Source organism: Nocardiopsis sp. N85, from assembly GCF_028882275.1.
Taxonomy (GTDB): Bacteria; Actinomycetota; Actinomycetes; order Streptosporangiales; family Streptosporangiaceae; genus Nocardiopsis; species Nocardiopsis lambiniae.
Window position 1 is genome coordinate 83,691 of the sequence record NZ_JARBUT010000023.1, and the last position, 26,429, is coordinate 110,119.

22 protein-coding genes are annotated in these 26,429 nt (G+C 73.4%); 9 read left to right on the forward strand and 13 right to left on the reverse strand.

The window, feature by feature from the left end; translation table 11 throughout:
* Nucleotides 1–171 precede the first annotated feature (171 nt).
* The 7 genes from PWG71_RS24835 to PWG71_RS24865 all read right to left on the reverse strand — a co-directional run bounded on the left by PWG71_RS24835 (nt 172) and on the right by PWG71_RS24865 (nt 7,253).
* Nucleotides 172–582: a ChaB family protein gene (locus PWG71_RS24835; RefSeq protein ID WP_274812412.1), complete on the reverse strand. Its 411-nt coding sequence runs from the start codon at nt 580–582 to the stop codon at nt 172–174.
* Nucleotides 583–644: 62 nt separating this feature from the next.
* Nucleotides 645–1,829: an alcohol dehydrogenase catalytic domain-containing protein gene (locus PWG71_RS24840; RefSeq protein ID WP_274812413.1), complete on the reverse strand. Its 1,185-nt coding sequence runs from the start codon at nt 1,827–1,829 to the stop codon at nt 645–647.
* An 81-nt stretch (nt 1,830–1,910) separates the two neighbouring features.
* Nucleotides 1,911–2,789: a LysR family transcriptional regulator gene (locus tag PWG71_RS24845; RefSeq protein ID WP_274812414.1), complete on the reverse strand. Its 879-nt coding sequence runs from the start codon at nt 2,787–2,789 to the stop codon at nt 1,911–1,913.
* Nucleotides 2,790–2,853: 64 nt separating this feature from the next.
* The gene (locus PWG71_RS24850) at nt 2,854–3,849 is read right to left on the reverse strand and encodes an ABC transporter substrate-binding protein (protein ID WP_274812415.1); all 996 of its coding nucleotides are present in this window, start codon (nt 3,847–3,849) and stop codon (nt 2,854–2,856) included.
* Nucleotides 3,846–4,628 (reverse strand): ABC transporter ATP-binding protein, encoded by a 783-nt coding sequence (locus PWG71_RS24855; protein ID WP_274812416.1) that lies wholly within the window; start codon nt 4,626–4,628, stop codon nt 3,846–3,848. The genes PWG71_RS24850 and PWG71_RS24855 overlap by 4 nt, the downstream gene beginning before the upstream one ends.
* A complete protein-coding gene (locus tag PWG71_RS24860; protein WP_446725098.1) occupies nt 4,628–5,782 on the reverse strand; it encodes a FecCD family ABC transporter permease in 1,155 nt (384 codons plus the stop codon). Before PWG71_RS24860 ends, PWG71_RS24855 begins: the two co-directional genes overlap by 1 nt.
* Nucleotides 5,783–6,161: 379 nt before the next feature.
* Nucleotides 6,162–7,253: a CobW family GTP-binding protein gene (locus tag PWG71_RS24865; protein ID WP_274812417.1), complete on the reverse strand. Its 1,092-nt coding sequence runs from the start codon at nt 7,251–7,253 to the stop codon at nt 6,162–6,164.
* 177 nt (nt 7,254–7,430) lie between these two features.
* On the opposite strand from PWG71_RS24865, the gene PWG71_RS24870 reads away from it, so the two are divergent.
* Nucleotides 7,431–8,765 (forward strand): MATE family efflux transporter, encoded by a 1,335-nt coding sequence (locus tag PWG71_RS24870; RefSeq protein WP_274812418.1) that lies wholly within the window; start codon nt 7,431–7,433, stop codon nt 8,763–8,765.
* Between the two features lie 5 nt (nt 8,766–8,770).
* Here the strand turns inward: PWG71_RS24870 and PWG71_RS24875 are convergent, their stop codons facing one another.
* On the reverse strand, nt 8,771–10,012 hold the full coding sequence (locus tag PWG71_RS24875) for an MFS transporter (protein WP_274812419.1): 1,242 nt from the start codon (nt 10,010–10,012) through the stop codon (nt 8,771–8,773).
* Nucleotides 10,013–10,302: 290 nt separating this feature from the next.
* Between PWG71_RS24875 and PWG71_RS24880 the strand changes: the two genes are divergently transcribed.
* The 6 genes from PWG71_RS24880 to PWG71_RS24905 all read left to right on the forward strand — a co-directional run bounded on the left by PWG71_RS24880 (nt 10,303) and on the right by PWG71_RS24905 (nt 16,019).
* On the forward strand, nt 10,303–11,028 hold the full coding sequence (locus tag PWG71_RS24880; protein WP_274812420.1) for a methyltransferase: 726 nt from the start codon (nt 10,303–10,305) through the stop codon (nt 11,026–11,028).
* A complete protein-coding gene (locus tag PWG71_RS24885; protein WP_274812421.1) occupies nt 11,025–11,834 on the forward strand; it encodes a Rossmann-like domain-containing protein in 810 nt (269 codons plus the stop codon). Before PWG71_RS24880 ends, PWG71_RS24885 begins: the two co-directional genes overlap by 4 nt.
* A complete protein-coding gene (locus tag PWG71_RS24890; protein WP_274812422.1) occupies nt 11,831–12,793 on the forward strand; it encodes a GHMP family kinase ATP-binding protein in 963 nt (320 codons plus the stop codon). The genes PWG71_RS24885 and PWG71_RS24890 overlap by 4 nt, the downstream gene beginning before the upstream one ends.
* Nucleotides 12,751–13,770, forward strand: a complete 1,020-nt coding sequence (locus PWG71_RS24895) for a pyridoxal-phosphate dependent enzyme (protein ID WP_274812423.1) — start codon at nt 12,751–12,753, stop codon at nt 13,768–13,770. Before PWG71_RS24890 ends, PWG71_RS24895 begins: the two co-directional genes overlap by 43 nt.
* A 108-nt stretch (nt 13,771–13,878) precedes the next feature.
* Nucleotides 13,879–14,448: a hypothetical protein gene (locus PWG71_RS24900; RefSeq protein ID WP_274812424.1), complete on the forward strand. Its 570-nt coding sequence runs from the start codon at nt 13,879–13,881 to the stop codon at nt 14,446–14,448.
* Nucleotides 14,449–14,564: 116 nt separating this feature from the next.
* The gene (locus tag PWG71_RS24905) at nt 14,565–16,019 is read left to right on the forward strand and encodes a PepSY-associated TM helix domain-containing protein (RefSeq protein ID WP_274812425.1); all 1,455 of its coding nucleotides are present in this window, start codon (nt 14,565–14,567) and stop codon (nt 16,017–16,019) included.
* 139 nt (nt 16,020–16,158) lie between these two features.
* Here the strand turns inward: PWG71_RS24905 and PWG71_RS24910 are convergent, their stop codons facing one another.
* From PWG71_RS24910 to PWG71_RS24920, 3 genes are all read right to left on the reverse strand, one after another.
* Nucleotides 16,159–17,703 (reverse strand): APC family permease, encoded by a 1,545-nt coding sequence (locus tag PWG71_RS24910; protein ID WP_274812426.1) that lies wholly within the window; start codon nt 17,701–17,703, stop codon nt 16,159–16,161.
* Nucleotides 17,704–17,999: 296 nt separating this feature from the next.
* Entirely contained in the window at nt 18,000–21,374 is a 3,375-nt protein-coding gene (locus tag PWG71_RS24915) for a pyruvate carboxylase (protein ID WP_274812427.1), read from the reverse strand.
* Between the two features lie 262 nt (nt 21,375–21,636).
* A complete protein-coding gene (locus PWG71_RS24920) occupies nt 21,637–22,557 on the reverse strand; it encodes a ketopantoate reductase family protein (RefSeq protein ID WP_274812428.1) in 921 nt (306 codons plus the stop codon).
* Between the two features lie 244 nt (nt 22,558–22,801).
* On the opposite strand from PWG71_RS24920, the gene PWG71_RS24925 reads away from it, so the two are divergent.
* Nucleotides 22,802–23,446 carry a VOC family protein gene (locus PWG71_RS24925; protein ID WP_274812429.1) on the forward strand — a complete coding sequence of 215 codons (645 nt, stop codon included), beginning with the start codon at nt 22,802–22,804 and terminating at the stop codon, nt 23,444–23,446.
* A gap of 89 nt (nt 23,447–23,535) precedes the next feature.
* Entirely contained in the window at nt 23,536–25,335 is a 1,800-nt protein-coding gene (locus tag PWG71_RS24930; RefSeq protein WP_274812430.1) for a hypothetical protein, read from the forward strand.
* 250 nt (nt 25,336–25,585) lie between these two features.
* Here the strand turns inward: PWG71_RS24930 and PWG71_RS24935 are convergent, their stop codons facing one another.
* Both PWG71_RS24935 and PWG71_RS24940 read right to left on the reverse strand, forming a co-directional pair.
* Complete coding sequence (locus PWG71_RS24935; RefSeq protein ID WP_274812431.1) at nt 25,586–25,945, reverse strand: hypothetical protein; 360 nt, start codon at nt 25,943–25,945, stop codon at nt 25,586–25,588.
* On the reverse strand, nt 25,942–26,429 hold a 488-nt coding region (locus PWG71_RS24940; protein ID WP_274812432.1), incomplete at its 5' end, for a cbb3-type cytochrome c oxidase subunit I. The genes PWG71_RS24935 and PWG71_RS24940, both read right to left, overlap by 4 nt.

A 26,429-nucleotide genomic window follows, 5' to 3' on the forward strand; every position in this document is an offset into this window, starting at 1 on the left:
GGGCGACGGCGCCGGGCCGGTCGGGGCGCCCGACGGCGGGGCCCTGACGGTGTCCACGAGCCGATCGCGTTCCACCCCGGGCGGCCCATCGGCGACGCTCCGCCTCATCTCTCCCCCTCGCCGGGGTCGTGCGCGAGCGCGGCCCCGGCGGGCGTCGGTGGTCCCCGGATGTCAGCTCCGGGCCCGCGAGGTACGGTCGTCGCTCTCCTTGCGCAGGGCGTCCACGAGCTGGGACTTGGTCATCTTCGAGCGGCCCCTCACACCGAGGCGGCGGGCCTGTTCGTAGAGGTGCTCCTTGGTGGCGTTGGCGTTCACGCCTCCGGCGGTGTCGGAGTCCTTCCTCCCGCGCTTCCTCGCGTTCGGGTCGGCGGCCCGGGCGTCCGAGGGACCCTTGTCCTCCTTGGGCTCCCAGTGGTCGCCGACCTTCTCGAAGGTGTGCTTGACGGCGGCCATGGCGACCCGGTGGGCGCGCTCGCCCTCGCCGTACCGCTCGACGGCCGAGTCGTGGGCCTTGATCCAGGTGCGCTGTGCCTTCTTCGGCGACCTGCGCAGGGTGTCGGGCAGTTCCCGAGTCCCGGGCACGGGACCCACCTCCTTCGGTGTCGGGTGTCGGGTGTCGGGTGTCGGATCCGGCTCGGGCCGGTTCACGGGCGGAAGAGCACCTTGACGGCGCCGTTCCGCTTCTTCTGGAACATGGCGTAGGCGTCGGGCGCCTCGTCCAGGGACATGTGGTGGGTGGCGAAGTCGTCCACCCCCAGCACGTCGGTGTCGTCGAGCAGCGGCAGGATGTCGGGCGCCCAGCGGCGCACGTTGGCCTGGCCCATCCGGAGCTGGATCTGCTTGTCGAACAGGGTGAGCATGGGCAGCGGGTCGGCGGTGCCGCCGTAGACGCCGATGATCGAGATGGTGCCGCCCCGGCGGACCAGTTCGATGGCGGTCCGCAGGGCCGAGAGCCGGTCCACGCCGACGTTCTCCATGAGCGTGGCCGCCGCGCCCTTGGGCAGGAACGAGGTGAGCCGCTGGGCGAACCGGGCCGGCCCGTGACCGTCGGCCTCCAGCCCGACCGCGTCGATGACGGCGTCGGGCCCCTGGCCTCGGGTCCGTTCGCGGATCCGCTCGATGAGGTCGTCGATGCCGTCGGAGGAATCGAACACCTCCACGCCGCGGGCGGAGGCCCGGAGCCGGCGCTCCGGCACGGGGTCCACCCCGAAGACCCGACCCGCGCCCAGGTGGTGGGCCACCCGGCAGCACATGTCGCCGATGGGCCCCAGACCCAGGACGGCGACCGAGCCGCCCTCGGGCACGTCGGCGTAGCGGACGGCCTGCCAGGCGGTGGGCAGCACGTCGGACAGGAACACGTACCGGTCGGCGGGGCCGTGGGACGGGACGGGGATGACGTTGGCCTCGGCACGGGGCACGCGCAGGTACTCGGCCTGGGCCCCGGGCACGGAACCGTACAGGGAGCTGTACCCGTAGATGGGGGCGCCGGTGCCCTGCTCGTCGTCGCGGGTGTTCTCGCACTGGGTCTGGAGGCCGCTCCGGCACGTGACGCAGTGGCCGCAGGAGATCTGGAAGGGGACCACGACGCGTTGGCCGGGGACCAGGGAGGTCACGTCGGGGCCGACCTCCTCGATGACGCCCAGGGGTTCGTGCCCCAGGATGTCGCCCTGGCGCATGAAGGGGCCCAGGACCTCGTACAGGTGCAGGTCCGATCCGCACAGGCCCGAACTCTCGACCTTGAGGATCACGTCCCCGGGATCCTCGACGCGGGGATCGGGGACCTCCTCGGTGCGCACGTCGCGCGTGCCGTTCCACACGACCGCCCTCATGTTCCCTCCCGGTGTCGGAAAGCGTCCTCGGTCCGTCGTGGGCGGGCCACTACCCGTGCGCTCCCAGGGGAAACACCGGTGTCAACCGGCGGGCAGGTCCTGGAGGAAGGCGGAGGTGACCGGGTCGATGCCGCCCGCCACGGCCGAGACCCGCCAGGGCCGGTCGGCGGTGTCGGCGAGGGCCAGCACGGGCAGTCCCCGGGCGTGGGTCTTGCGGGCCACGGGGGCCGGGACCAGGGCGATGCCCAGGTCGCGCCGGACCAGGTCGAGGAGGGTGTGGATGTCGTTGACCGTGTAGTGGACACGACGGTGGACGCCCCGGGCGGCGAAGGCGCCCTCGTTGATCTCACGGGCCGCCCAGCTGTGCTCCAGGTCCACGAACCCCCGGCCCTCCAGGTCGGACCAGTGCACGGTGTCCCGGTCGGCGAGGGGGTGATCGGGGGCGCAGAGCAGGACGAGGGGTTCGGCGGCCAGGGGGAGCCACCGCAGCCCGTCGGTGGGCCGTCCGTTGCCACCGGTGGCGACGAAGGCGACGTCCAGGGTGCCCTGGCGCATGCGCTCCAGGAGGGTGGTGCTGCCCGCCTGGTCGAACACGATGTCGACGTGCGGGTGGCGGCGGTGGAAACGGGCGAGCAGCTCGGTGATGTCGATGACGCCCAGACACTGTTCGCTGCCCAGCCGCAGGGACCCCTGGAGGTGGGCGGTGGTCGCGGCGACCGCGTCGCGCCCCGCCGCGGCCAGGTCGAGCATGCCGCGGGCCTTGGGCAGCAGCGCGAACCCGGCGGGGGAGAGTTCGACGCTGCGGGTGGTGCGGTGGAACAGGGGGGAGCCGAGTTCGCGCTCCAGGGTGCGGATCGCCGCGGACAGCCCCGACTGGGAGACATGGGTGCGTTCGGCCGCACGGGTGAAGCTGCGCTCCTCGGCGACGGCGACGAAGTATTCGACCTGGCGTAGTTCCACGTCGTTCATTATCGCCGGGCCGGCGCCCTCCCCGGCGGGGGTGCGGGGAGGGCGCCGGAGGGGGTCAGGAGGTGTGTTCGCCCAGGTACTCGGCGAACTTCTCCAGGCCGTCGATGTTGCGGGGACCGGAGATGCCCTCGTTGTAGTCGAGGATGAAGAAGTTCTCCTCGGCGACGGCCGGGACGTCGGCCAGGGCGGGCAGGCCGGTGAGGAACTCGATCTTGTCCTCGGCGGGCTGGTCGCCGTAGTCGAGGATGATGACGACCTCGGGCTCGGCCTCCACGACGGCCTCCCAGCCGACCTGGGTCCAGCGTTCGTCGAGGTCGGCGAAGATGTTGCGGCCGCCGGCGAACCGGATGATGTCGTTGGGCGGTACCTGGGATCCGGCGGTGAAGGGCTGGTCGGTGCCCGAGTCGTAGAGGAACACGGGGACGGGGTCGCCCTCCGGGGCCTGCTCCTCGACGGTTTCGACGCGGGCGCGGTAGTCGGCGACGAGCTCGGTGGCGCGGTCCTCCACCCCGAAGATGGCGCCCAGCCGCTCCAGGTCGGTGAACAGCCCCTCGAACGGGGTCACCTCCTCGGGATGGCCCGGGTAGTTGAAGCACGACTCGGTGTGCATGAAGCTCTGGATGCCGAGCCCGTCGAGGATCTCCGGGGTGATGCCGCGCTGGTCGCTGAAGCCCGAGTTCCAGCCCGCGACGACGAAGTCGGCCTCGGCGTCGACGACGAGTTCGCGGTTGAGGAGGTCGTCGCTGAGGAACTCCACCCGGGCGTACTCGTCGGCCCACGGGGACTCGGTGACGGGCGGGTTGGCCGGTGGCATGACGTAGCCGTGGACGTGGTCGGTCAGGCCCAGGGAGAACATCTTGTCGGCGCTGCCGCCCTCGTAGACGACCGCGCGCTCGGGGGTGGTGTACTCGATCTCCTCGCCGCAGCGGGGAACGGTGACGGTGGCCGGGGCGCCCGCCCGGTTCGGTTCCTCTTCGACCCGGGCGCCGCAGCCGGTGGCGGCCAGGGCGGTCAGGGCCAGTGCGGCGGCGGTGAGGGGACGGTGGTTCACGGAGTGCCTTTCTCGTGGGTGAGTCGGTAGAGCAGCTGGGGGTCGCCCGTGAGGGGGTGGGCGACGACGGTGGCCTCGACGCCGAAGACGTCGCGGATCAGTTCGGGGGTGAGGACCTCGGCCGGCGGTCCGGTGGCGACGAGGCGGCCCTCCTCCAGGACGCCGATGCGGTCGCACGCGGCGGCGGCGAGGTTGAGGTCGTGCAGGACGACCAGGGTGGTGACGCCGAGCTCGCGCAGCAGCGACAGCAGGTGGATCTGGTGCCGGACGTCGAGGTGGTTGGTGGGCTCGTCCAGGACCAGCACGCGGGGTTCCTGGACCAGGGCGCGGGCCATGAGGACGCGTTGGCGTTCGCCGCCGGACAGGGTCAGCACGCCGCGGTGGGCGAGGTGGGCGACGTCCATGGAGTCCATGGCCCGCTCGCACAGTTCCCGTTCGCGGGCGGTGAGGGGCCCGTTGCCGCGCTGGTGGGGGACCCGGCCCAGGGCGACGATCTCGGCGACGGTGAAGTCGAGGTCGCTGCCGTTCTCCTGGGTGAGCGCGGCGACGCGGCGGGCCCCCTCCCGGGGACGCAGGTCGGCGAGGTCGTCGCCCCCGACGCGGACGGTGCCGCCGCTGGGGCGCAGGGCCCGGTAGACACAGCGCAGCGCGGTGGACTTGCCCGACCCGTTGGGACCGATGAGGCCGACCACGGAACCGTCCGCGACGTCCAGGTCCAGGGAGTGAACGAGGGTGGTGCCGTCGAGGGCGACGGTGAGGCCGTCCAGGCTCAGGTGCATCAGCGTCCTCCGAACAGGTAGCCGCGACGGCGCATGAGGGTGAGGAACACCGGGACGCCGATGAGGGCGGTGAGCACGCCCAGGGGGAGTTCGCGGGGCGCGGCGATGGTGCGCGAGACCAGGTCGACCCAGATCATCAGGACCGCCCCGGCCAGGGGCGCGATGGTCAGGACCCGGCGGTGGGCGGCGCCGACGAGGATGCGCACGACGTGCGGGACGACCAGGCCCACGAACCCGATGGCGCCGCTGACGGCGACCATGGCGCCGGTCATCAGCGCCGTGATGAGGAACAGGACGCGGCGCGTCCGGTCGACGTCGACGCCCAGGCTGGTGGCGGTCTCGTCGCCCAGGGCGGTGGCGTCCAGGCGGCGGGACATGGTGTGCAGCGCGACGAGACCGGCCAGGACGATGACGGCGACGACGGGCAGGGATCCCCAGGTGGCGGCGCCGAAGCCGCCCATGGTCCAGAACAGGACGGTGGCGGTGGCCTCGTTGCCGGGGGCCAGGTAGATGATGACGCTCATGATCGCCTGGAACCCGAAGGAGAGGGCGACACCGGTGAGGACCAGCCGCAGCGGGGTGATGCCGGCCGGGGAACGGGCGATGAGGTGGACGAGCAGGGTCGCGGTCAACGCGCCGAGGAAGGCCCCGGCCGAGACGGCGTACGGGCCCAGGGCGGCCAGCGCGCCCAGGACGCCGACCGTGACGGCGCCGACGGAGGCCCCGGAGGAGACACCGAGGATGTAGGGATCGGCGAGGGGGTTGCGGACCAGGGCCTGGACGGCGACGCCGACCGCGCCCAGACCGGCGCCGACGAGGGCGGCCAGGACGACGCGGGGGGTGCGGATGTTCCAGATGATCTGGTAGCGGGTGACCTCGTCGGGGGCGATGGCGCCGCCGGTGAGGGCGGCCCAGAGGTAGCGGGCGGTCTCGGCGGGCGGGATGAGGGCGGTGCCCAGGCCGATGGCGGGCAGGGTGGAGGCGGCCAGGAGCAGGGCCAGGGCGAGGGCGGCGACGGCGGTGCCGGTGGGGGTGGTGAGCCACCTGGGATGGGCCGTGCGCGGGGGTGTGGGCGGTGGCGCCGTCACCGACGGTGCGGAGGTCGGGGGCACTCGTGCTCCTTGTCCGAGTGTGAGGGCGGGGTCGACCCTCATCGTGAAAATGACAACGGTTGTCATGGTAGGGGTGATTCGGTCCCCGTGGGGGTGGAAAACCGGATCCGGGGTGTCGAGGTGTGGATGGGGGCGCCCCCGCCGGAGGAGGAAGGGAGGGAACGGCGGGGACGCCCGGTCGAGGGGGCGTCGGACGGACCCGGTCGCACCGGGCGGAAACGTCCGGCGTCTCGCGTGAGTCGGTCCGGGGGCCCGGAGCGGCGACGGGTGTGCCACCGGTGCGGGGTCGTCGGGTCGTCGGAGGCGGCTTCCCCGATGGTCCGGCGGTGACGGGAGGCGGCGGGCCCCTCCGAGGTGCGGCGTGGGCCCCGTGTGCGGTGGCGGCGCCGACCCCCGGGTGGGTCCGGGCGCGGCGGTCCGCTCAGCCCTCGACGGCCGCGAAGGGGTCGTCGGCGAAGGTCGAGGCCGTCTCGTCGTCGGTGAGCAGGCAGGAGTCGAGCAGCGCGATGAGCCGGTCCGTGTCCAGGTCCACGCCGGTGAACGCCAGGTGCTGCCCCCGGTCGCCCACGGCCGGGTCCCAGTCCAGGAGGGCGGCGGTGCGGCGGGCCTCGGGCACCAGGTCCAGCGCGGCCTCGGGCAGGGCCGCGAGCCAGGGGCCGGCGGCGGCCACGGTGGCCATGTCGCGGTGGGAGTCCCACACCAGGACGGTGTCCGGGCGGCTGCCCAGCCACAGCCGTCCCCGGCCGCGCAGACTCATCGACACGAGCCCGTCCATGGCGTCGTGCAGCCGGGTGGGGTGCACGGGGCGGCGGCGCGACCACACCACGGTGCGCACCCGGCCGTGGGAGTGCTCGCCGTGGTGGGCGGAGAGCGGGTCGGTGCGGTTGTGGGCGGCGGCGGTGTCGAACCGGCCCGCGGTGAGCGCCGAGGTGTCGGTGGGGTCCATGACGGCGGCGGCCGGGTTGAGGTGTTCGACCAGGGCGCGGGCCTCGGCGAGGTGGCGCCGGCCGTGCAGGGCGATCGCGGTCGGGTACTCGATCTGGCGGCTGAGCACCTCGGAGACGGCGCGGTCGTCGTCCTGGGCGATGTCCAGGCCCCGGTCGGCGAGTTCGTCGTGGCCGGCCAGGTCGGGCAGGAGCCGGTCGGCGTCCACGGCCGTGACGACGGCGGTGAGGACGAGTTCGTCGCGGGCGGCGATCGCCTCGGCCACCGAACGGGGCTCGACGCCGTCCCAGGCGTCGACGACGCACAGGTCGTGGTCGCCGCGCGCGGCGAGGTCGAGCAGGAAGGGGACGAGGTCCTCGCGCAGGGTGCACGAGGCGCAGGCGTGGACGAGGTCGACGCGTGCGCGGTCGACGGTGCCCCCGGGGTCCCGGACGACCCGGTACACGGTGCCCCGGTCGATCTCGGACAGGTCGTGGTGGACGACGAGGGTGCGGGGAACGGTCAGGGCGGCCCGGACGGTGCGCTCGCGTGCGTCGCGGTGCAGGCCGGTGATCACGGCCACGCGCATGGTCGCCTCCTCTCTGATGAAAATGAAAACCGTTCTCAAAAGATACACGAGATCGATCCCGGGCCGGTCCCCGGGGGGTGTGGACCACGTCTCGGTCGCTCCGGAAAACCGGTGGCGGGACCGCTGCGCTCCGTGAGAGAACGGGGGCCCTCGCCCCCGCCGAAAGAGGTCCGCCACGTGCGTCCGGTCACCGACCACACGCGCCTCACCGGGCGCTCCTTCGCCGGATTCGCCGCCACGATGCTCCTGGTCGAGTTCATGGTCGTCGGCATGGGCGCGGTGGACCTGCTGATGATCGCCCCCCTGGGGATGGTCCACATCGCCGCGCTGGGCCTGGGCGATCTCATCGCCGTGGCCCTGTTCTCGTTCTTCGCCGGCCTGGTGCACGCCCTGTCCGGTCGGTTGGCCGTCGCCGAGGGCGCCGGTGAGACGGTCCGCCGCCTGCCGGTCCTGGCCGTGGCCGGGGCGGCGCTGCTGGCCGTGTTCCAGGTCGTGGGCCTGGTCGCGGCCCCGCTCGTGGCGCCGGCGCTCACCGCCGCGGGCCAGGACCCGGTCCTCGTGCCCGCCGTGGCCGACCACCTGGGCGTGCGGCTGGGCGGACTCGCCCTCGCGCTGACCGCCTCCGTGACGGGGGTGGCGTTGCGGGTGTGCGGGGCCAAGGGCACGGCCACGGCTGTGCTCGCGGTCGGCTTCGCCGCCAACCTCGCTCTCGACCACGCCTTCCTGTACACCGGCCTGGCGGTGTGGTTCTCATCGCCCGAGGCGGCGGTGGCCTGGGCGACCGTCGGCGCGCAGGCGGTGATGCTCCCCGTGGGCGCGCTTCCGCTGTACCGACTCCTGGCCCGACGCGGGCAGCGCCCCGTGCGGCCGCGTGCGCGCGAGGTGGGGCGGGAACTGCGCACCCTGGTCCCCACCGCGTGCGGCATCGGCGGCCGCCACGTCAACGACTACATGGGCGCCGTGCTGCCGGTGCTGTTCATCGGCACCCTGGGCGCGGAGGCGGTGGCCGCCACCGCCGTGGCCACCCGCGTGTACACCCTGTACTGCCGCCTGCCGCAGTCGTGCTTCGAGGCGGCGTTCGTGTTCTACGGCTACGCCCAGGGCGGTCCGGACGCCCGGCGGACCGTGCGGACCCTCACCCGGTACGCGGGCGCGGTCACCGCGGTGAGCGGCGTGGCGGCCGTGGCGGCGGCGCCCTGGCTCGTGGCCGCGTTCTCCGGCGGGGGCGTGGACCCGGAGCCGGCCCGGTGGCTGTTCCTCGCCTACATGGCGAGCCTGCCCGCGTACTTCTTCGACCAGCTCCGGGCCCGGTTCCTGAGCGTGCACCGTCGTGGCGGGGTGCTGGCGGCGACCTCGCTGCTCACCTACGCGGTGACGGTGCCCCTGGCGTGGTGCGCGGTGTTCGTGTGGGGGTCGGCGTTCGGGGCGATCGCGGGCCGCGCCGCCGGGTACGCCCTGTCGGCCCTGTTCCTGGGGCGGGCACTGGACCGACAGTGGGCGTCGACGGGCTGACGGGTTCACCCGACGGTGGCGCGGGCGCTGGTGAAGGTGCGTCCGCCCGGGGCCAGGGCGGCCAGGGCCGGGGCGATGACACAGGCCAGGGCGCAGCCGACGAGCACCGGTCCGGTGCCCCACGCGGCGGCGGCCGGTGCGATGAGCGCCAGCCCCACCGGCGCCAGACCGTAGGAGAGCAGGAAGTCGAGGGAGGACACCCGGGCCAGCTTGTCGGGGGCGACCTCGCGCTGCACGGAGGTGAACCAGGGCACGTTGAACAGTTCGATGCCCACCCCCACCAGCGCGTAGGCGACCAGGACCACGATCGGGCCCACCGGGGCGATCAGGCTCAGCGGGGCCAGCGCGTACAGTCCCAGCCCCGCCAGGGCCGCCCACCCCTGGGCGCGCGGCCGCCACCGGGACACGATGACCGCGCCGAGCAGGGCGCCGGCGGTGTAGGCGGTCAGCGCCCCGGCCAGGACCGCCTCGGTGCCGTAGTGGTCGCGGCTCGCCAGCGGCAGCAGTACGCCGGTGGCGGAGTAACCGGTGGCGATGACGACGGTGAGGGCGCCCAGGCCGGCCAGGAACCACGGGTGGCGGCGCGCCTCGGCCAGACCGTCGAGGAACTCGGTGTGGAAGGGCGCGCGGGTGCGCGGCGCCACGGCGGCCGAACCGGGGGCGGGGGCCAGGGCGGCGATCAGCCACAGGGCGGCGGTGCCCAGGATCAGCACCCAGGTGCCGGTGACCAGGGCCAGCAGCGCGGTCAGGCCGGGGGCGAGCAGGGTGCTGACGCGGGTGGAGAAGGTCAGGGCGGCGTTCGCCTTCTGCCGGTCCGGCTCGGCGACGACCTCGGCGGTCAACGCCTGGAAGGCGGGCCGGCAGGCGCCCTGGCCCGCGCCGACGATCGTCGCGGCCACGGCCATCAGCACGGTGGAGCTTCCCAGGCCGACGACGAGGAGTGGGGTGGCCAGGGCGGCGGCCAGGCCCGACCACAGCACGACCGCCCGGCGTGAGTGGCGATCGGCGAGCAGTCCGCCGGCGGGGACGGCGACGAGGAAGCCGGCGGTGCGCAGGGCCAGGACCAGACCGAGCTCGATGGCGGTGAGGGTGCCGTCCAGGACGGCCAGGCCCAGGATGAAGGGTAGAGCCCAGGTGGCCAGGCCCGATGCGGTGGTGGCGCACCACAACCGCAGGAAGTCGGGATCGCGCAGCAGGCCGCCCCGGCGGGCGGTGGGTTCGGTGTTCGGCGCCGTTGTCGAGGACACGCGGTGGTTCTCACTCTCCGGAAGGTGGTGATGGCTGCCCGTCCACTGTAGTGAAAACGATTATCAGTGGCGAACTTTTCCGCGAACCCCGGCCCCCCCTCGACGGGGACGATGGTGATGGCGGGCCCGCATTCACGTCGGTGGAAGTGGGAATGTCCGTTCGGGGGCGCGATCCGCCGTGTCCTCGGGTGCGGGATGGATCACGTTCCGTGTTCGCCGAATCCGATGACAACGATTTTCATTTCACCTATAGTGCCGCTCAGGACGCCCCCCTTCCCGAAAGGAACCGAGTGGACCGTTCGCTCATCGCCACCCTGCCGCCCCCGCTTCCGGCCGAACAGATCATCGACCTCAACCGTCCCCGTGTCGATCTGGCCACCCACCGCCGCTACGCATGGAACGGCTGGGTCCTGGACGTCCCGCCCGGTGTCTTCCTACCCGGTGCGACCAGCCGCATGATCCACCAGCGCATCCTCGACGACGTCATCGACGTGCGGGGCCGCCACTACGCCGCCATGGGCTGCGGCCTGGGCGTGGAGGCCGCCGTCGCCGCCCTGCGCGGCGCCCGCACCGTCCACGCCCTGGACGTCCACCCCGCCAGCGTCGCGGCCACCGAGGCCGTCCACCGGACCATCGTCGGCGAGGGCGCGACCGAGACCGTCCTCACCGCGAAGGTCTCGGACATGTTCTCCGCCGTGCCCGACGGCACCCGGTTCGACGTCATCACCTTCAACCCGCCCGCCGTCAGCCAACGGGTGAGCGCGGACCCCGACATCGTGCGCAACGTGTGCGAGGGCGCTCCCATCACCGACCTCTTCTTCACCCAGATCGCCGAACGCGGCCTGCTCGCCCCCGGCGGAGAGGCGCACCTCATCGCCTCCAACACCGCCGACCTGCGCACCATCATCGGTCGCGCCGTCGACCTCGGCTTCGACGCCGAGATCGCCCACCTCCACGACTGGGAGGACGGCGTGCTCACCTACCTGTTCCGCCTGACCCGAGAGGACGCCGCGTGAAGGGCCTGAACGCACTGTTCGAGGCGGCCCAGGCCTCCCCGACCCCGCTGCCCGTGGCCACCAGCGTGTTCTGGGCCCACCACGGCACCCGCCTGGCCGGCGGCGACGTCACCTACCTCAACCGCTACGTGCTGGTGCGGGTCGGCCCCGCCTTCGGCGCCTGCGCGTTCGAAGAGGGCGAACTCGACCCGTCGGTGTGCGCCGAGGCCTCCGGGCTGCCCCTGGGAGAGCTGCTCGCCGAGGACCGGCCGCTGCCGCTGCGGCTGGCGGCCCTGGACGCGCTCCTGGCCGCGGAGCTCCCTCACCACCGCGACCCGCGCGCCGAGGCCGTGTCCCTGCCCGAGGGCACGCCCGAACGGCGCGCCGTCGCCCGCGACGCGGCCATCGCCGGCCTGCTGCCCGACCCGCGCGGACGCCGGGTGGGGCTGATCGGTGTGGTCAACCCGCTGGTCGCCGCCATCCGCGAACGCGGCGGCGAGTGCCTGCCCTGCGACCTCAACCTGCGCCGCACCCAGTGGGGCGACGAGGTGGGCTCCTCCATGGAGGAGGTGCTGGACGAGGCCGACGCCATCGTCGCCACCGGCATGACCCTGGGCAACGGCACCTTCGACACGATCCTGGAACGGTGCCGCGAACGCGACGTCCCGCTGGTGGTCTACGCCCAGAGCGGCGCGGCCGTCGCCCGAGCTTTCCTGGGGGAGGGGGTGACCGCCCTGTCGGCCGAACCCTTCCCGTTCTCCCAGTTCAGCGCGGTTCCCACCGCCCTGTACCGGTACCGGTCCGACGGGGTGGGGGCCGGTTCGTGATCACCGGCACCGGACGCGCCGCCTGTCACCACGGCGAGATCGTCCAAGGCGTGTTCCTGGACCGGCGGGGCCGTCCCCGCCGGGGCCTGGTCACCCTGCCCATGGCCGCCCCCGTCACGGAGGCGGTGTTCACCCCCCTTCCCGGCACCCCGGCCCACCGGGTGGACGTCCACCCGGTGGGCCGGGCCAAGGCGGCCCGGGCCGCCGCGCTGGCCGTCGCCGAATGCGCGACCCGCCGGGCGGCGGTCTGCGGGGGGACGCTGCGGCTGCGCGGAGGTGTCCCCACCGGGCTCGGCCTGGGCTCCTCCACCAGCGACGTCACCGCCGCCATCCGCGCCGTGTGCGCCGGTTTCGGGGTTGACCCCTCACCCGCGACCGTCGCCCGGATCGCCGTGGCCGCCGAGGGGGCCAGCGACCCCATCATGTGGGAGGGCGGGCGGGCGCTGCTGTTCGCCCAGCGCGAGGGGCGCGTCCTGGAGGACCTGGGGGCGCCGCTGCCGCCCATGGTCGTGGTGGGCTGCCTCACCGGCGGCGGGGCCCCGGTGAACACACTGGCGCTCCGGATCCGCGTGGACCGGCGCGAGGCCGCGGTCCACGAACGCCTGCGCGCCGCCCTGCGCGTCGCGCTCGCCGTCGGGGACGCCGCGGAGGTGGGGCGGATCGGTACCGAGAGCGCGATCCTCAACCAACGGGTTCTGCCCAAGCCCGAACTGGGGACGATCAAGGACGTCGCCCGCCTGTGCGGGGCGGTCGGCGTCCAGGTCGCGCACAGCGGCAACGTCGCCGGTGTGCTCTTCGACGCCCGTGTCGACGATCTGGGGGCCCGGATCGATACCGCCCTGGAGCGGTTGCGCGGGGAAGGGCTCACCCCCACCCGGGTCTTTTCCACCCCCCATCCGACCCATGGAGAGACGACGTGGACGACCACGTGTGCGAGACCCTTGGCAGACCGGACCTGATCGACCTCGGCGGCGGGCTGGCGTGCCTGCGGTTCGAGTCCATGAAGGTGGCCTCCGCCGTCGCGGCGGTGCGCCACCTGCTCGACACCGGGACCGTGCGTCCCGGCGACACCCTGATGGACAGCTCCAGCGGCATCTACGCCTACGGGTTGGCGCTGGCCTGCCACCGGTACGGACTGCGCTGCCACATCGTGGGATCCACCACCATCGACCGGACCACCCGGGTACAGCTGGAGATCCTGGGCGCCACGTTGGAGCAGGTGCCGCCCTCCGACGACCTGCGGTTCGACCAGAGCCGCCGGGTCGCCCGGGTGCGCGAGCTGCTCGCCGAACACCCCGACTACCACTGGATGCGCCAGTACCACGACTCGGTGCACTACCTGGGGTACCGGGCGGTCGCCGACCAGATCGCCAAGGAATGCGACCCCGCCCCGCTGACCGTGGTCGGCGGGGTCGGGTCGGGGGCCTCCACGGGGGCGCTCGCGACGTTCCTGCGCGAGCGGGCGCCGGACACCGCGCTGGTGGGGGTGCAGCCGTTCGGCAGCGTCACCTTCGGCGGGGAGGCGGTGCGCGACAAGGAGATCATCATCGCCGGGATCGGCAGCTCCATCCCGTTCGGCAACGTGGACCACACCCTGTACGACGCCGTCCACTGGGTCGGGTTCGACGCGGCCCTGGCCGGAAGCGTGGAACTGCTGCGACGGCACGCGGTCTTCGCCGGGCTGTCCGGCGGGGCCGCCCACCTGGTGGCCCGGTGGGAGGCGCGGCGGGCACCGGAACGGCGGGTGGTGTTCGTGGCGGCCGACACCGGACACCGGTACGTGGAGTCGGTGTTCGCCCGGCACGACGAGGCGCCGGACATGGGCGCGTTGGCGCCGTCGGCGATCGACGACCCCGGCGACCTGGTGCCCCCGTGGTCGCGCATGGAGTGGGGGCGGGCCCCCGCCCCGGCCCGAGCCGTCCACGTCGAGGACTGATCCGGGGAGCGGACCGGGCGGCACGGGACCCGCGCCCCATCGGGTGCGGGTCCCGTTCGTCGGTGGGGGGATGGCGACGCCGCGTGAGGTGGCGTTAAGGTCGACCCCGTGCCACGGACCCCGTCACCGCCCCGCTCGGCGCGCGCCGCCGTGTTCGCCGGCGTGTGCACCGGGGTCTCGGCGTGCGGCCACGCGCTGAGCTCCGGCCACGCGATCCCACCGGTCGCGCTGGCGGCGGGGTTCCTGCTGCTGTTCGCCGCGTCCCGGGCATGGGCCGGGTCCGAACGCCGGTTGGGCCCGTTGACCGGGTGGATGCTGTGGGGGCAGGGCGCCCTGCACCTGCTGTTCACCCTCACCGCCCGGGAGTCGGGACACGCCACGACGCACGGCGGCGCCGCCGACCTCGGTGACGGCGGGCTGAGCGCGTCGATGATCGCGGCGCACATCGCCGCCGGATGCGCGAGCGCCTGGTGGCTGCGCCAGGGCGAACGCGGGTTCTTCGACCTGCTCGGGTTCGTCGGCGTCCTGCTGTCCGGGGTGCTGGTGGTGGTGCGGCCCCTGCCGGCGCCCGCCCTCCCCACGGACGGGACGCGCTTCGCGGCCGTCGACGAACGTCCTCCCCGGCCCTCCCCGCTGCGCCACGTCCACGTGCGGCGCGGCCCTCCGCGTTCCCTCTGATCCCACGCCACTCCGATGGCCGTGCGCCCGTGCGCCCGGCCTCGAACCGGTGACCCTCGCACCGGACCCTCGACGTGCTCGCGGCCTCGCCGCGCGAAATCAGAAGGAACACCACCGTGTCCAAGGACGACGCCTCCACACCCGTGCCCGCACCCCCGCCCGCCGTTCCCGCGCCGGACCCCGCCCCGACGGGGGCCGACGACGGCGCCCGTCGCGGCGCGTGGGCGTCGACCCGGCCGTTGCTGTTGCGCCTGCACTTCTACGCCGGGGTGCTCGTCGCCCCGTTCATCGCGGTGGCCGCCCTGACCGGCCTCGTCTACGTGTGGACCCCGCAACTGGAACAGGTCGTGTACGCCGACCTCCTCACCGTCGAAGCCGGAGCGGGGACGGTGCCGCTGGCCGACCAGGTGACGGCCGCCGCCGAGACCCGGCCCGACGCCACCGTGCTCGCCGTGCGCCCCGCCGCCGACCCCGGTGACGCCACACGGGTGCTGGCCGACGCCGACGGCCTGCCCGAGAGCCACCGGCTGGCGGTGTTCGTCGATCCGCACACCGGCGAGGTGCTGGGCGAGACCACCGGCTACGGGAGCAGCGGTTCCCTGCCGGTGCGGTCCTGGGTCGCCACGTTCCACCGGAACCTGCACCTGGGGGAGACCGGCCGGATCTACAGCGAACTGGCCGCCACCTGGATCTGGGTCATCGCACTGGGCGGGACCGCCCTGTGGATCGGGCGACGCCGTCGCGCGGTACGGCGGGTCCTGCTGCCCGACACCTCGGCCACCGGCCGGGCCCGCACCCTGTCCTGGCACGGCGCCGTCGGCGTGTGGGCTCTGGTCGGCGTACTGGTGCTGGCGGCGACCGGGCTGACCTGGTCCCGCTTCGCGGGGGAGAACATCGGGGAACTGCGGCAGGCCTGGGGCTGGAGCACCCCGTCCCTGTCGGCGCCCGCGCCCTCCGACCACGGGGGCCACACCGGTCACGGGGAGCACACGGGGCACGGTGATCACGGCGCTTCGGCGGTGGACGTGGACGCGGTGCTGGCCTCCGCCCGGGACGCCGGGCTGTCCGGGTCGGTGGAGGTGACCCTTCCGGTGGAGGAGGGCGCCGCGTACACGGTGCGCGAGACCGGCGACCGGTGGCCCACCCGCAAGGACGCGGTGGCGGTGGACTCCGCCACCGGCGAGGTGGTGGAGGAGTTGCGGTTCGCCGATCACCCGTTCCCGGCCAAGCTGACCACGTGGGGGATCGCCTTCCACATGGGGCTGCTGTTCGGGGTCGCCAACCAGGTGCTGCTGACCGTGGTCGCGCTCGGGGTGCTCGCCCTGGTGGCGTGGGGCTACCGGATGTGGTGGCTGCGCAGGCCCACCCGGGCCGGGGCGTGGGCGGTGGGCCGACCCGTCGCCCGGGGCGCCTGGTCGGCGCTGCCGTGGTGGGGCAAGGTCCTGGTGGTCGCCATCGCGGTCGCCGTCGGTCGGCTGCTTCCGGTCTTCGCGGTGTCGCTGGCGGCGTTCGTCCTGGTGGACCTGCTGCTCGCCGCCCGCGCCCGGCGCAGGACCGCCACCACCACCTGAGGCACCCCGCCCCCGCCCGGTGCCACGGGCGGGGGCCGGAACGGTCGTGCGCCCCCGCCGTCGACGACGGCGGGGGCGCGTGATCCGAGGCCCGTCCCGACGGGCGCCGTCTCCGGGCGCCCGCCGGGGCGGGACGGGGTCAGACGGGCTCGGAGGTGCGCTCCGGCTCCGGGGCCGGGTCGGTGGGCGTGACGCCGTCACGGAAGAACGCCGGGTTCCGCACCCGCATGACGACCATCAGCACCGCGCCCAGCGCGAGGATGCCGCAGGCCATGACGAACACCAGGCCCACCCCGCCCACGGAGCTGCCGCTGCCGTAGGCCGGGTCCATGCTGTCGTACACCGACACCCCGAACACGCCCAGCAGCATCAGGCCGCCGAGGACGGGGAAGAGCAGCCGGAACACGACGTCGCGGGCGCCGCGCCACGAGCGGCGGAAGAACCACGCGCAGGCGAACGCGGTGATCCCGTAGTAGAAGCAGATCAGGATGCCCAGCGAGGCCACCATGTCGTAGAGCACCCGCTCGCTCAGGTACATCGTCACCGTGTAGAAGGCGGCGGTGGTCGCCCCCGCGACGACCACCGCCCGGGACGGCACGTGGTAGCGCGGGTGGGTGTCGGCCAGGGAGCGGGGGAACGCCCCGTGGGAGCCCATCGACAACATGGTGCGCGCCGCCGGCAGGAGCGTGGTCTGGAGGCTGGCGACGCTGGAGGCCACCACCGCCAGGAACAGCAGCATGCCGCCCGGACCGCCCAGGACCGGTCCGGCCAGGGCCGCGAACACGTTGTCCGCGGTGTCGGGGTTGCTCAGGCCCAGCCCGCTCTCGCCGACCCCGGCGTACATCATCGCGGCGACGGTGACCAGCAGGTAGGTGAGCAGGATCGCGGCCACGCACAGCAGGCCGGCCCGGCCCGGGGTGCGTTCGGGGTCGCGGCTCTCCTCGTTGAGGGTCAGGCAGGTGTCCCAGCCCCAGAACGCGAAGATCGATCCGGTGACACCGGCGACGAACGCCACCGTGGTGAGCCCGGTGAACGGGTTGAACCAGTCGGGGTCGAAGGGGACCGCGTCGGCGGCGCGGCCGGTGGAGATCTGGACGAACGCGGCCACGACGAACAGGGCGAGCACGGTGAGCTGGAAGATCACCAGCACCGCCTGGAGGCGCTGGGTGACGGTGACGCCCCGGTATCCGACGGCGGTGGCCAGGGCGATGAGCGCGACGGTGGAGAGGACGTTGACGAACCTGTCGTCGGCCAGGGCCGTGATGGCCGGGTCCCCGAACAGTCGTCCCAGGAACAGGTAGCCGAACTCCACGGCCACCGACGCCAGACTGGAGAGCACGATGATGGTGGCCGCCACCATGCCCCAGCCGCACATCCAGCCGACGTAGGGGCCGAAGGCGCGGGCCGACCAGGTGAACGACGCCCCGCAGTCGGGCACGGCGTTGTTGAGTTCCCGGTAGGCGTAGGCGGTGAGGAACATCGGTACGCACCCGGCGATGAAGATGGCGGGCATCTTCAGGCCGACGGAGGCCGCGATGAGGCCGATGGTGGCGGTGAGCGTATAGGCGGGCGCCACGGTCGAGACGCCGATCAGGGCACCGGAAAGAACGCCCACACGGTCGCGGGCCAGCCCTTTGGCGCCGACGCCGGAGCCGGAGGGATGGGGGTGATGTGTCTCACGCATGGTGCCCAATTGAAGGCGCTGATACCGTTGCGAGTCAAGGTTTGGGCAACTGAAATCTGATGAGATTTTGCCGCCATCCGCCGAGACGGTTGTACTCTTGCATAAAGACAACGGATTCAGTTGTCTGATGAGGGGGTTCCGTCGGGTTGGGGATCGATGCTCGCGCACCCTCCCCGGGCGGGGCCGGGCGGTACCTCCGCATCCTGATCACACCCGCGCGCCGACACCTCCCACGGGCCGCTGGAACGCGAACGCCCCCGCCGGGCAACGGCGGGGGCGTCATCACGAACGGGACGTCACTCCAAGACGACCAGCAGGTCGCCGCCGTCCACGCGCTGGACGCGGTCGACCGCCACCCGTGACACCGTGCCCGCGACGGGGGCGGTGATCGCCGCCTCCATCTTCATCGCCTCGATCGTGGCGACCGTGGCACCGGCCTCGACCGCCTCCCCGGCCCCCACCACCAGCGTCACCACACCGGCGAACGGCGCCGCCACGTGCCCGGACGCGTTCTTGTCGGCCTTCTCGGCCTCGCGCACCGTCGACGCCGACGACCGGTCCTGGATCTGCAACGGCCGCAACTGGTCGTTGAGCCGGGCCAGCACGGTGCGCACGCCGCGCTCGTCGGGCTCGCCCACCGCCTCCAGCTCGATGAGCAGCCGCACACCCGGGTCCAGGTCCACAGTGCACTCCCTGCCGGCGCGCAGACCGTAGAAGAAGTCGGCGCTGGAGACCACGCTGGTGTCCCCGTAGGCCGACCGGTGCTTCTGGAACTCCTCCGTGGGCCCGGGGAACAGCAGACGGTTCAACGTGGTCCGCCGCTCCTTGGCCAACCCCTCGCGCTGCTCCTCGGTCAGCTCCACCACCGGCCGGGCGGCCGGGCGCCCCCGCAGGGCGCGGGTGCGGAACGGCTCGGGCCACCCGCCCGGCGGGACCCCCAGCTCACCGTGCAGGAAGCCCACCACCGAGTCGGGGATGTCGAACCGGTCGGGGTCGGCCTCGAAGTCGGCCGGGGAGACCCCCGCGCCGACCAGGTGCAACGCCAGGTCGCCCACGACCTTGGAGGAGGGGGTCACCTTCACCAGCCGGCCCAGCATCCGGTCCGCGGCGGCGTACATCGCCTCGATGTCCTCGAAGTGGTCGCCCAACCCGAGCGCGATCGCCTGGGTGCGCAGGTTGGACAGCTGACCACCGGGGATCTCGTGCCGGTACACCCGTCCCGTGGGCGAGGACAGACCCGCCTCGAACGGGGCGTAGACGCGCCGCACGGCCTCCCAGTACGGCTCCAGGTCGTTGGCGGCCCCCAGGTCCAGGCCGGTGGTGCGCTCGGTGTGGTCGAAGGCGGCGATGATCGCCGACAGCGACGGCTGGGAGGTGGTCCCGGCCATGGACGCCACCGCACCGTCCACGGCGTCGGCCCCGGCCCCGACCGCCGCCAGGTAGGTGGCCAACTGGCCACCGGCGGTGTCGTGGGTGTGGATGTGCACCGGCAGGTCGAACTCGCGGCGCAGCGCCGACACCAGGGTGGCGGCGGCCGGGGCGCGCAGCAGACCGGCCATGTCCTTGACGGCGATGACGTGCGCGCCGGCCTCCACGATCTTCTGGGCCAGGCGCATGTAGTAGTCGAGGGTGTAGAGATCCTCGGCCGGGTCGGACAGGTCGCCGGTGTAGCACAGGGCGACCTCGGCGATGGAGGTACCGGTGGCGCGTACCGCCTCGATGGCCGGGCGCATCTGCTCGACGTCGTTGAGGGCGTCGAAGATCCGGAAGATGTCGATCCCCGTCGCGGCGGCCTCCTCCACGAACGCCGAGGTGACCTCCGTGGGATAGGGCGTGTAACCGACGGTGTTGCGACCGCGCAGCAGCATCTGGAGGCAGATGTTGGGGACCGCCTCGCGCAGGGCGGCCAGCCGCTCCCACGGGTCCTCGGCCAGGAACCTCAGCGCCACGTCGTAGGTGGCCCCGCCCCAGGCCTCCAGGGACAGCAGGCCGGGCAGGGTGCGCGCGACCGTGGGCGCGACGGCCAACAGGTCCTTGGTGCGCACCCGGGTGGCCAACAGCGACTGGTGGGCGTCACGGAAGGTGGTGTCGGTGACCCCCAGGTTCGGGGATTCGCGCAGCCACCGCGCGAACCCCTCCGGGCCCAGGTCGGCCAGCCGCTGACGCGATCCCGGCGGGGGCGACCCGGCCGGGGGCTCGGGCAGTTTGACGGCCGGTTCGATCAGGTGGGGGCGTTCGCCGTGCGGCTTGTTGACGGTGACGTCGGCCAGGTAGGTGAGCAGGCGGGTGCCCCGGTCGGCGGAGGGGCGCGCCGTCAACAGGTGGGGGCGCTGCTCGATGAACGAGGTCGTGACCCGACCCGCCTGGAAGTCGGGGTCCTCCAGCACCGCCTGGAGGAACGGGATGTTGGTGGCGACGCTGCGGATGCGGAACTCCGCCACCGCGCGACGGGCCCGGTTGACGGCGGTGGTCAGGTCCCGGCCCCGGCAGGTCAGCTTGACCAGCAGCGAGTCGAAGTGAGGGCTGATCTCGGTGCCGGCCGCCGCCGTGCCGCCGTCCAGGCGGATGCCCGAACCGCCCGGGGACCGGTAGGCGCTGATGATGCCGGTGTCGGGGCGGAACCCGTTGGCGGGATCCTCGGTGGTGATGCGGCATTGCAGGGCGGCGCCGTGCACGGTGATGGTCTCCTGGGCGATGCCCAGGTCGGCGAGGGTCTCACCGGAGGCGATGCGCATCTGGGACTGGACCAGGTCGATGTCGGTGACCTCTTCGGTCACGGTGTGCTCGACCTGGATGCGCGGGTTCATCTCGATGAACACGTGGGAGCCGTCGGCGCCCACCAGGAACTCCACGGTCCCGGCGTTGCGGTAGCCGATGAGGCGGGCGAAGCGGACCGCGTCGTCGCAGATCCGCGCGCGCAGCTCCGGGTCCAGGTTGGGCGCGGGGGCCAGCTCGATGACCTTCTGGTGGCGGCGCTGCAACGAACAGTCGCGTTCGTACAGGTGCACCACGTTCCCCTCGCCGTCGGCGAGGATCTGCACCTCGATGTGGCGGGGGTCGATGACCGCCTTCTCCAGGAAGACGGTGGAGTCGCCGAAGGCCGACTCGGCCTCGCGCATGGCGGCGGCCAGCGACTCGGGCAGCCGGTCCGGGTGGTCGACGCGGCGCATGCCGCGGCCACCGCCCCCGGCGACGGCCTTGACGAACAGGGGGAAGCCGATGTCGTCCGCGGACGCGAGAAGGACGTCGACGTCGGAGGAGGGCGCGGAGGAGGACAGCACCGGCACGCCCGCCTCGCGTGCGGCGGCCACGGCGGTGGCCTTGTTGCCGGTCAGTTCCAGGACGTCGGCGGGCGGGCCGACGAACGTGATCCCGGCCCGCTCACAGGCGCGGGCCAGTTCGGGGTTCTCCGACAGGAACCCGTAGCCGGGGTAGACGGCGTCGGCGCCGGACTCCCGGGCGGCCCGGACGATCTCGTCGACGGACAGGTAGGCACGGACGGGATGTCCGGGTTCACCGATCTGATAGGCCTCGTCCGCCTTGAGACGGTGCAGCGAGTTGCGGTCCTCGTGCGGGAAGACCGCGATGGTGCGGGCGCCCAGTTCGTAGGCGGCGCGCAGGGCCCGGATGGCGATCTCGCCACGGTTGGCCACGAGCACGGTGCGGAACATGGTGTCCTTCTGGTCGGTGGGAACGGCGGAGGTCGCGCCGAGGGGCCCGGCGCCGTCCCCGTTGACGGCGGGCGCCCCCTTCGCGCGTGTACGCCCCGCACGTCGGTACGGGCACCATAACCAGCGCCGGCCCCCGGGCCGGGGACCGGCCCCGGTGTTGCCGGGAACGGGTGTGCGCGACGCGCTCCCCGGGTCCTCCCCGTCCGGGAGGTCGGACGGACCCGGCCCGGTCCTCGGACCCCGCGCAGCCGACCGGATCGGTTCAGGCGCGTCCGGCCTCGTACACCCGCAGGTGCAGATCGGCCAGGGCGAACAGGGGCGTGGGGACGCCGAGGGAGCGGCCGCGTGCCACCAGGTCGCCCACGATGTGGTCGGCCTCCACCGGGTTGCCCCGGGTGAGGTCCCAGTACAGGGAGGTGGTGGTGCTCGCGGTGGTGTCACCGACCATGGCGTCGGCGCGCTCGCGCGTCTCGGGGCGGAGCGGGTGACCCGAGGCCGCGGCGACGGCGGCGGCCTCCTCGAACACCGCCCGGGTGAAGTCCCGTCCGCCCTCGGCGGAGTTGACGCGGCCGATGGGAGCGCGCATCAGGCAGTTGCACGCGCCCATGGTCGCCAGGAACACCCACTTGTCCCACAGCTCCCGCATCGCGTCCTCGACGGCGGTCGCCGAGAAGGTCCCGGTGTCCAGGGCGGCGTGCACGTCGGCCGGGGGGATGACGGGGGTCTCGGTGAGGGGGCCGTAGATGAGCCGGGCCATCGTGCCGACCTCGACGATCTCGCCGTCCTCGCCCAGCCGGGTCATCACCATGGCGACGCCGCCGTAGACGCGGTCGGCGCCGAACCGGCCGGTGAGGGCGTCGACGTGCCGCATGCCGTTGAGGAAGGGCAGGACGACGGTGTTCGCGCCCACGGCCGGGGTGATGTCCTTGAGGGCGGAGTCGAACCCGTAGGACTTCACGGCCAGGACGACCAGGTCGTAACCGGGGGACAGGGCGTCGGCGGTGACGGCGGTGACGGGGACCGTCTCGACGGCGCCGTCCACGTCGCGCACCCGCAGGCCGTTCCGGCGCAGCAGTTCGGCGCGGGCGGGCCGGACGAGGAAGTCGACCTCCCGCCCGGCCCGGACCAGGCGGGCCCCGAAGTACCCGCCGACCGCTCCGGCCCCCACCACAAGGATTCTCATGTCGCTCCCACCCGGCCCGTACGTCGATCGTCGAACAACGTAGGGCCGGGGGACGGCGGGTGGCAAGACCCATCGGGTGGTCGGACCTTTGGGGAGGGGTGCGTGGCGAAGGGTGCGCCGCGCCTCGACAAAATCTCCGGCAAGGTGCGCGCCGACATGATCGACGGTGCGTGTTCCTTAGACCGGATGACCGGATCATGCTCTCCTTGGGGGGAGTTTCGTGCGATCCGACGAGGAGGAGTGAATGGGATTCCCAGCGGCGCTCGACCATCTGGTGTACGCGGTACCCGACCTGGCCGAGGGCACGACCGGGTTCGAGGAGTTGACGGGGGTGCGACCGGTCCCGGGCGGGCGGCACCCGGTGGGCAGCGCCAACACCCTGGTGGCGCTCACCCGTGACGGGGCGCGGGCGCCGCACTACCTGGAGGTCATCGGGCCCGACCCGGAGCGCGCCGACCCCGGGCCGGTACGGGTGTTCGGGCTGTCGTCGCTGGACCGACCGCACCTGGCCACCTTCGCCGTGGGCGTGACGGACCTGCCGGGGGCGGTGAAACGGGCCCGCGCGGCGGGCCACGACCCGGGGGACGCCGAGCCGTGGTCGCGGGCCACCCCGGACGGGGGAAGACTGCGCTGGTCACTGGCGAAGAAGGAGAGCGGGCGGTACCCGGATCCGGTGCCGTTCCTCATCGACTGGGGAGCCACCCCGCAGCCGGGGCTGGGCGACCTGCCCACGCTGGAACTCGTGTCGGTGCGCGCCGAACACCCCGACCCGGAGGAGGCCGGGCGGGCCCTGTCGGCGCTGGGCGTGGAGCTGGACCTGGTCGAGGGGCCGGAACCGTTGCTGGAGGCGGTCCTGCACGGCCCGAAGGGCGAGGTCGTCCTGCGCTGAACCGCGACCCGGTGTGAACGCGCGTCCACGGGCGGTCTAGCCTGCCTTCCTGCCGGAGGAATCGGAACAGGGCAGGGGGCGTGCCGTCGGTGGGCGTGAAGACGCGGTCGGCGTTCGGGTGGGCGGGGCTCACCGTCCTGGTGGCCGGTGTGGTGCTCCTGTTTCCGTCCTATGACCGGTTCGTCGAGGCCACGCGGGGTGTCTCCGAGGATCTGCGGCCGCTCCTGATGGGGGCGCTCGTCCTGGGGATCGCGGCCGCGGGCACCGTGATCGTGCGGGCGTTCATCCCTGAGGAGGACGGGGACGGGGCGGAGCCGTGGGGGGTGCGGGCGGTCTTCGCGGCGCGGGCGGCCGCCTTCGGGCTCGGCGCGCTGCTGGTGTGGTGGACGCTGCCCACCCGGCACATGGCGCTCACCGTGTTCAACGACGGCTACCGCATGTACCCCGAGCCGTTGTTCGGGCTGTGGGGTGGGGTGTGCGTCATCGCCCTCGGCCTGTTCCTGTCGGTGTTCGGCGAGTGGCGGTTGCGGACGCGACCGTGGCCGGTCGCCGCGGCCGGGGTGTTGGCGGGCGCCGTGGGGGCGACGCTGGTCTGGGCGGGGACGCCGTCCGCCCGGCACGCCCTGACCTCGGAGCACACCGTCGCCCCGGCGGGGGAGGGCGCGCCGATCCCCGCGGAGGTCACCCGTATCGGGTGGACGTGGGAACCGGAACTCCCGGTGGTGGGCGTGGACGCCGGTCCGCGCGGACCGATCGTCCGCCACGCCGACGGGTTCACGGCGCTGGACGGCTCGAGCGGCGAGGAGCTGTGGACCTACCGGCTGCACTACGGGAGGAAGGTGGAGACCGGGGTGTTCCCCGGTACGCCCGAACGCGCCCACCTCCTGCACCGGGAGGATCCGACGGCCGAGACCCGCACCCTCGTCGTGCTGGACACCGCCACCGGGGAGGTCGTGCACGACGCCCCCATGCCCGAACCCGACGAGGAGGAGACCCGGCGGGCCCACCTGGGGGTGGACGTCAGGGTCCGGCTCGTTCACGAGGACGGTGCGTCCACGGTGGTCGCCCACCCGGTGGACTCCACCGAACCGCTGTGGGAGCACACCGTGGAGGACGTGGTCCCGGGACGGTGGTGCCACCGGGAACCGGACGACGGCATGCGCGTGTACGGGGACCGGGTGCTCATCGCCCGGCACTGTATGGACGAGGAGGACCTCGTCGAGGAGGACGGGAGCCCGTACCCGCCTCAGGAGGTGCCGGAGGGCGCGGTCCGCAGCGTCACCGCGTTGGACGCCGCCACCGGTGAACAGGTGTGGCGGCACGAGGGGGTACTCCGAGGTAGGTACGACGGGCACCCGCCCGTGATCGGAGGGGAGCCGGCGCGCGAGGCCGCCGATCCGGTGGTCACGGACCTGGGGGCGGTGTTCGACCTGGAGACGGGGGAGCCTCTGCCCCTGTTGCCCGACCTCCCGGGAGAGCCCTTGGAGAGCGGCGACCGGCTGTGGGCGGTCGACACCGCCGGGGCGGTGGTCCTGCGCGATCCGGGGGAGGAGGAACCGTCGCCGGTGCTGCGCACGGACGCGACGGGGGAGGTCGTCCGGACCTTCGAGGGCGACCGGACGCTGTTGCGCCATCAGCTCATGTCGCCGCTCCCGTTGGCGGAGACCGTGGTGGCACCGGTGCTGTTCCACGACGACCTCCCCGAGGACGCGCGGGCGGTCGCCCTGCTGCCCTGGGGCGGAACACCCGCCGGGGACGACGTGCGGTGGATCGACCTGGGGCGGTACTCCGACACGGACAGGGAGGACCACCGGGTCCTGGCCGGGCCGGGCTCGGTCGTGTCCTACGTCCGGGACACCGCCCTGCCCCTGCACGGGCTGGTCCCCTGAGGGCCCCGCCCGCCGTGCGGGGCACACGCTCGCCCGGCCGCGACCGGGTGTTCACGGTCCGGGCGCTCGCCCGGTCGGCGGACGAACCGACCGGGCACTTCGGACCGGCCTCGGATGTCGTGCGTGGGGACGGCCGCGCCGCCGGTGGCGGCGGGTCGACCGGAGGGCACGGGCCCCGGTCGGCGCGTTCCCGGCCGTGTGCGGACCGGGGCGTGGGAGGAGGGTGGCCTCGTCCCCCCACGCCCCGGGGTCAGGCGCCGGGTTCGGGATCGTGCACCAGACGCCCCGACCCGTCCGGGCTGTAGCGGACGGTCCCCTCCCGGGCGGGCAGGATGAGCTCCCCCCGACGGCGGCACTCCGCCACCCGGGCCGGGCCGACCCGGGCGCCGTCGAAGGGACCGCCGACCAACTCGGCCGAACCCGATCGTCGGTGCAGGAATCCCAGGGCGCCCGTACCGGCCAGAAGACAGACCGCCATCACGGCGAACGGGACCGCGTCCGTCCACGTCCACAACATCAGCAGGGTGACCAGGGTCGCCAGGACCGAGCACACCGTGATGAGCCGCCCCTCCACGAGCGGCGTGCGCGGTTCTTCGGGACCATCGCTCACGACTCCTCCTCACCGTCCCGCCGGGCCGCGCCGCCCATCGTGGCGTGCGGGTGGTTGAGGTCGAACGCCGGACGCTCGGACCGGATCCGCGGCAGCGACGTGAAGTTGTGCCGCGGCGGCGGGCAGGAGGTCGCCCACTCCAACGAGCAGCCGTAGCCCCACGGGTCGTCGCCCTCGACCTTGGGCGCCCTCCTCGCCGTGTAGAAGACGTTCCAGAAGAAGATGAGGATGGACACCGTCAGCACGAGGGTGAAGACGGAGGAGATCCGGTTCAGTTCGGTGAAGCCGTCACCCGGCAGGTAGTCGGCGTAGCGGCGCGGGAAGCCCGCCGCCCCCAACCAGTGGTGGACCAGGAACGTGCCGTGGAAGCCGAGGAACAGCAGCCAGAACTGCACCTTGCCGAGCGGCTCGTTGAGCATCGTGCCGGTGAACTTGGGCCACCAGAAGTAGAAGCCCGCGAACATCGCGAACACCACGGTGCCGA

Bases quoted from the DNA above. Each gene is read 5' to 3' on its own strand.
- PWG71_RS24840 (WP_274812413.1), bottom strand. From the start codon at position 1,829: ATGAGGGCGGTCGTGTGGAACGGCACGCGCGACGTGCGCACCGAGGAG.
- PWG71_RS24855 (WP_274812416.1), bottom strand. From the start codon at position 4,628: ATGCACCTGAGCCTGGACGGCCTCACCGTCGCCCTCGACGGCACCACC.
- PWG71_RS24860 (WP_446725098.1), bottom strand. From the start codon at position 5,782: ATGAGGGTCGACCCCGCCCTCACACTCGGACAAGGAGCACGAGTGCCC.
- PWG71_RS24865 (WP_274812417.1), bottom strand. From the start codon at position 7,253: ATGCGCGTGGCCGTGATCACCGGCCTGCACCGCGACGCACGCGAGCGC.
- PWG71_RS24910 (WP_274812426.1), bottom strand. From the start codon at position 17,703: ATGCGTGAGACACATCACCCCCATCCCTCCGGCTCCGGCGTCGGCGCC.
- PWG71_RS24915 (WP_274812427.1), bottom strand. From the start codon at position 21,374: ATGTTCCGCACCGTGCTCGTGGCCAACCGTGGCGAGATCGCCATCCGG.
- PWG71_RS24920 (WP_274812428.1), bottom strand. From the start codon at position 22,557: ATGAGAATCCTTGTGGTGGGGGCCGGAGCGGTCGGCGGGTACTTCGGG.
- PWG71_RS24925 (WP_274812429.1), top strand. From the start codon at position 22,802: ATGGGATTCCCAGCGGCGCTCGACCATCTGGTGTACGCGGTACCCGAC.